The sequence below is a fragment of the Streptomyces sp. NPDC054956 genome, from assembly GCF_053609185.1.
Genome location: NZ_JBSGXB010000402.1, coordinates 1 through 5,909 on the forward strand (window position 1 = coordinate 1; position 5,909 = coordinate 5,909).

At 71.0% G+C, this 5,909-nt stretch carries 4 protein-coding genes; all 4 read right to left on the reverse strand.

The features are described from left to right. The coding region (locus ACWGDE_RS35150) for a glycosyltransferase family 2 protein (protein ID WP_453393125.1) at window positions 1-847 on the reverse strand (847 nt) is incomplete at its 3' end. Beyond that, window positions 844-4,143 (reverse strand): DUF4082 domain-containing protein, encoded by a 3,300-nt coding sequence (locus tag ACWGDE_RS35155; protein WP_453393126.1) that lies wholly within the window; start codon window positions 4,141-4,143, stop codon window positions 844-846. The genes ACWGDE_RS35155 and ACWGDE_RS35150, both read right to left, overlap by 4 nt. 37 nt (window positions 4,144-4,180) lie before the next feature. Further along, on the reverse strand, window positions 4,181-5,296 hold the full coding sequence (locus tag ACWGDE_RS35160; protein ID WP_453393127.1) for a DegT/DnrJ/EryC1/StrS family aminotransferase: 1,116 nt from the start codon (window positions 5,294-5,296) through the stop codon (window positions 4,181-4,183). Then, window positions 5,293-5,909: acetyltransferase (locus ACWGDE_RS35165; protein WP_453393128.1), on the reverse strand; the 617-nt coding region annotated here is incomplete at its 5' end. The genes ACWGDE_RS35165 and ACWGDE_RS35160, both read right to left, overlap by 4 nt.

Here is a 5,909-nt window from a genome sequence, read left to right on the forward strand (position 1 = left end):
CCACTGCGGTACGCCCCCGGTCGTACGCGCGGTACGCCCTGCGCAGGGCGTACCGGGCCAGCCGGGTGCGCGCCGCCGCCGACAGCCGGGCGGCCTCCGGGAGGAGGCCGCCGCACTTCTCCAGTACGGAGTCGAAGGCTACGAGGCGCTGGCGCAGGTCGTCGAGCTGTCCGCCGAAGTCCGTGGTGGACATGTTGTTGCCGTGGACCCGGTAGAAGGCCTGGTCGGCCCCCCGGACGTAGCCCACGTCGGCGTGGGCCGCGAGCCGCATCCACATCTCGATGTCCCCGGCGTGCGGAAGCTCCGGATCGTAGCCTCCGACCTTGCGCTGGAGGCTGGTGCGCACGACCACCTCGGGCGAGGTGATGCACCCGGTGCCCTCCCGGAAGCGCCGCTCCAGCCACCACCGCCCGGGGTAGACCACCGAGCCGGTGGACCGGGTGCGGGCCGCGGGAAGCGGCCCGCCGTGCTGGAACCGCAGCGGCCTGCCGTAGGCGAAGCCGGCCTCCGGATGGGCGTCCAGCAGGGCCGCGGCGCGCACCAGCGCGCCGGGGACCAGCCGGTCGTCGGCCGAGAGCAGGGCCACGTAGTCCCCGTCGGCCCATTCCAGCAGGCCTTCGTTGTAGGTGGCTATGTGGCCCCGGTTCTGCTCGTGGACCCGGACCTCGATGCGCGGGTCGGAGGCCGCGAGAGCGCGCGCGACCTCCGCGGAGTCGTCGGGTGAGGCGTCGTCGATGATCAGTACCCGTACGTCGACGCCTTCCTGCTCGTCCAGGACGCTCTTGACGCAGTCGGCCAGGAAGTGGCCGTACTTGTAGCAGGGGATCACCACGCTGACGGTGCTCACTGCCCGGACACCTCCGTGGAACCGTCCGTCGCGAGAGCGGACGGCGCCGTGGTGGTGAAGACCGGGCCGACCCAGTAGTTCACCGATCCGAAGGTGTTGGTCGGGAAGACCGTGCCCGCGCCGTACTTGTAGAGGCCGTTCGCTCCCCCGCTGCCGTCCGCCGGGGCCACCAGCGGGTAGGAGCGGTGCGCCGCCGTGAAGTACCCGCCGTCCACGGAGTACTTGCCGTTCGGCGCGTGGTACGAGGCCACGTAGGTGGTGCCCGCCGTGATGGCCACGGGGGTGGTGAAGTGGAGCTGCTGCCAGCCCGACACGGTCTCGCTGCCGAAGGTGCCGGTGGCGAGGAGGGTGCCGTTCTCCGACCAGAGGCTGCCGGTGTGCGTTCCGGTGTTGCCCGCGCCCTTGTAGAAGGTGACGCCGGTGACGTAGCCGCCCACGGTGGACTGGAAACGGGTGCCCAGTTCGACGGAGTTGGTGTCGTCACCCACGTTGGCCGTGGTCGGCGTGGCGGTGGGGGCCCACAGGGTGCAGGGGCAGTTCACCGCCGGCGGACTCGCGCTGGTGGTGAAGGTCCACGTGACCGGCGCCGCCATGGTGTTGCCCCACAGGTCGGCCGCTTGTACGGACACCGTGTAGGTGGTGTTCAGCGCCAGTTCGGTGGACGGCGTGAACGTGGCGCTGTTGAAGGAGTCGAGGACCTTGCTGCCCGGGACGGTGTTGCCGCCCGGGTCCTTGACGGTGAACACGAGGGTGTCGACGTCGACGCCCTCGCTGAAGGACGCCTTCACCGTCGAGGTGATCGCGATGCCCGTGGCCGCGGACTGCGGCGTGGTCGAGGTGACCGTGGGCGGGGTCGTGCTCGCGGTCGCGGTGTCCAGGATCGCGTCGACCCAGTAGTTGCTGCCGGACGAGGCGCTGGACGGGAATCCGCCGTTGGCGCTGTAGCGGTAGACGCCGTTGCCGCCGTCGGTGCCGGTCTTCAGCGCGGTGAGCGGGGCCAGGCCGGCGTCGGCGCCGGCGAAGGTGTTGTCGAAGGCGTATCCGCCGTTGGGGGCGAAGTAGGAGGCGATGTAGGTGGTGTTGGCCTTGACGGGGACCGGCGAGGAGAAGTTCAGCTGCTGCCAGCCGGACGCCGTCTCGTTGGTGAAGGTGCCCGTGGCCAGGCGCTGTCCCGAGGTGCTCCACAGGCTGCCCGTGTGGGTGCCGGTGTTGGCCGGGGACTTGTAGAAGCGGATGCCCGTGATGGAACCGGGAACCGAGGAGCGGATCTTCACGCCGAGTTCGACGGCGCTGCCGTCACCGGCGTTGACGGTGCCCGGTACGGCGGCCGCCGGCCAGACGGTGCAGGGGCACTGCTGGGGTCCCACGGTCAGCGGCACGGTGGTGGTGGCGCCGATGTTGACGCTGTCGTCCACCGCGCGGACCTTGATCTGCGCGGCCCCGGGGGTGGTCGGGGTCCACTTGTAGCTCCAGGAGCCGATGCCCGTGGTGGCCTTCCAGGTGGTCCCGCCGTCGGTGGAGACCTCCACGCGGGCCACGACGCCGCCGCCGCTGTCGGCGGAGGTGCCCGTGATGGTCACCGGACGCAGTGCGGGCACCGTGGCGTTCGCCGCGGGGCTGGTGACGGTGATCGTCGGGCCGGTGGTGTCCGTGGAGGCCGTCGCGAGCACCAGGTTGCTCTGCAGGGACTTGGGCTGCACGCCCATGTCGGCGAAGACGTTCACGGTTGCCTGCTGCATCCGCTTGTCCTCGGTGACCACCGCGTCGTCGGGGTTGCCCGTCGGCATGTTGGTCAGGCCCCAGGACCACTGCACGGTGCCCGCGCCGAAGACCAGGGCGTGCGAGGTCTGGTCACGGAAGGCGACCAGGCTGTGCGTCGCGGTCCCGTTCCCGTACGTGTTCCCGTAGTCCAGGCGGTACTTGCCGTCGTTGATGTCCACCGTGGTGGACGACAGCGCGATCTGCCCGGCCGGGCGTGCCGCGTCCTCCACGTCGCTGTCCCACTCGTAGCCGAGCGTGCCGACGGGGAAGGTGGCGGTCTGCGAGGGGGTCAGGTTCGCGACGGTGGTGTTGCGCCACAGCCGCATCTTCGCGAACGCGCCGGGAACCGTGATCGCGTCGCTCCGGTAGCCGTTCACGGTGAACAGCGTGCCGGTGACCTGGTTCTGCGGCTGGTAGGGCCGGCCGTTCGTGGAGCTGGCCGGGTCCATGAAGGTACCCGTCCAGATCCCGCTCGGGTCGGGGATGCCGTTGGGCTGCGGGAAGGAGAGCTTGGTCTCCTTGTAGCAGACCAGCGTCCGGTTGGCCGTGTTGGTCCCGTCGATGCTGGGAGCCAGCCGGGTCTTCCAGAACACCTCGTTGCCGCTGAAGTACGTCTGGTTGACGCCGGCGTGACGGGCGTTCAGGGCGTTGGTGAACTGGTCCTGGGTCCAGTACTCGTCGTGCCCGGAGGACATGAACACCTTGTGGTTCTGCAGCTGCGTGGCACCGCGGGTCGACATGTCGATGCCGGACATGTAGCTGACGTCGTACCCGTTGCGCTCGAGCCAGGAGATCATCTGGTACTCGGACCCGTAGATCCCGTTCTCGCCGCCGATGTCCATCGGACGGTTGTAACTGACCTCGTACGCGCGGCCGTCGGGCGCGGGCCCGGCTCCGTCGTACAGGTCCTGGCCGCCGTAGTTGTTGTACGCCTGCCAGGTCTGGTCGCTGGTCTGCACGACCACGTCGGAGTGACTGGAGTCGTTGCGGACCACGAACGGGTAGGGCATCACGCCGTTGCCGTCCGCCTGGTCGAAGTTGGCGATGTAGAGGCCGGAGACGGCGTCGGACGGCACCGTCCACGTCGAAGTGACGGGCCAGTTGCCGCAGTCGACCAGTCCGGTGGAGGCCTTCTTGGTGCAGTTCGCCGGGTTGCCGCCCTGGGCGAAGTTCGCCGGGTAGGTCTGGGCCGCCTGCGCCGGGGTCGACATCAGGCGGGCTCCGTTGCCCCCGTAGTAGCCGAGCCGGTAGACCGACACCTTGAACTGGGTCGGCGACTGGACCTTGAACTGCACGGTCTCGCCGGCCTGGACGCTCGTCTGGGCGGTGAAGCCCTTGATGTCACCGTAGGCGCTGGGTGCGAACCAGTCGGACATGGGTGTGCCCGGCTTGGAGTTCTCGCACACGATCGCGTTCGTGCCGGGACCGCAGGGGTCCGCCGCGCCGGCCACCGAGAGCGGAGTTAAAACCGTGGTCATGAGAGCCGCGACCGCGGTGAAGAGGCCGTACCGGAGCAACCTTGTCCGTCTGTTCATCTGTACCTCTTTGTGTTCTACGTCAGCACAGTGCTGGTCAGCGCAGGGCGTCGATGAGCGCGCCCACGACCCTCTGCTGCTCCGCGGGAGTGATCTGCGGGAACAGCGGGAGGGAGAGCATCCGGTCGGCGGCCAGCTCGGCGTGCGGGAAGTCCCCGCGGCCGTGCCCGAGGTGGCCGAAGGCCGGAGTGAGGTGGACGGGAGCGGGATAGTGCACGCCGGCGCCGATCCCCTCCGCGTTCAGTTTTCCGACGACCGCGTCGCGGTCGGCGTCGCGGACCCGTACCACGTACAGGTGCCAGACATGGACGTTGCCCTCCGCGGTGACCGGAAGGATCAGGCGTCCGTCGGCGGCCAGGTCGCCCAGGAGTTCGTCGTACCGGGCCGCGGCGGCGCGGCGTGCGGCGTTGCCGTCGGCGAGGCGGGCCAGTTTGGCGCGCAGCACCACGGCCTGCAGCCCGTCGAGGCGGCTGTTGAACCCGGCCACGTCGTGGCGGTACTTGGCGATGCCGCCGTGGTTGGCGAGGGCCCGCACGAGGTCGGCGGTCTCCTCGTCGTCGGTCACCACCGCGCCGGCGTCCCCGTAGGCACCGAGGTTCTTGCCCGGGTAGAAGCTGGTGGCGGCTATGCCGCCGGTGCCGGGCGAACGGCCGTTGCGGGTCGCGCCCTGGCTCTGCGCCGCGTCCTCCACGAGCCGGACGTGCGCGGGCAGTTGGGCGGCCAGCTCCGCGGAGGCGGCGCACTGCCCGTACAGGTCCACGGGGACGACCGCGCGCGTGGCCTTGCCGACGGCGTCGAGCGCGGCCTGCGGGTCGATCAGCAGGGTGTCGGGGAGGCAGTCCACGAGGACCGGCCGGGCGCCGATGCGGGCCACGGCCCCGGCGGTGGCGACGAACGTGTTGGCCGGCAGCACGACCTCGTCGCCGATGCCCACCCCGCTCGCGCGCAGGGCGAGTTCCAGCGCGTCGGTGCCGTTGGCCACGCCGATGCAGTGGTTGACGCCGGCGAACTCGGCGTACTCGCGCTCGAAGGCCCGTACCTCCTCACCGCCGATGAAGGCGGTGCCCGCGAGCACGCGGTCGAAGCCGGCGCGTATCTCCTCCGCGACCTCGGCGTGCGCGGCCTTCAGGTCGACGAGCGGTATCTGGTTCATCCGGCTGTGCTCCCCATCCGTATCTCCGGCCCGAGGCCGGTCTCCGATCCATCGGCCCGCAGCTCCTCGAGCGCCGGGCCCCCCGCCTCGCGCAGCCGGCGGGCCGGGCTTCCGGCCCACACCTCGCCGGGCGGCACGTCGGCCAGGACCGTGCTGCCCATTCCGGTCAGCGACCAGGCGCCGACCGTCGTGTACTCCCGGACCAGCGCGCCGGCGCCCACGTAGGCGCCCCGGCCGAGCCGCACCCCGCCGCCGAGGCGGACCCCCGAGGCGAGGGTCGCGAAGTCCTCGACCGTGTCGTCGTGGGTGAGGACCACGTGCGGCATCACCGCCACGTGGGACCCCAGCCGTACGGCGGCGGTCAGCACGCAGTGCGCGAGCAGGACCGAGCCCGCGCCGACCACCGAGGACTCCGAGACCGCCGCCGTGGGGTGGACCACCGTCGCGTAGCGGCTCTCGGGCAGGGCGAGGCGGCGCACCAGGCGGGCCCGGACCGCGTAGTCGCGGGGGCTGCCGACGCAGACCACCACCCGGGCACTCGGCATGGAGTGCACCCGGTCGCAGCCGCCGAGCACGGGTGTGCCGTCGACGTCGCGGCCGTGCAGGGCCGGGT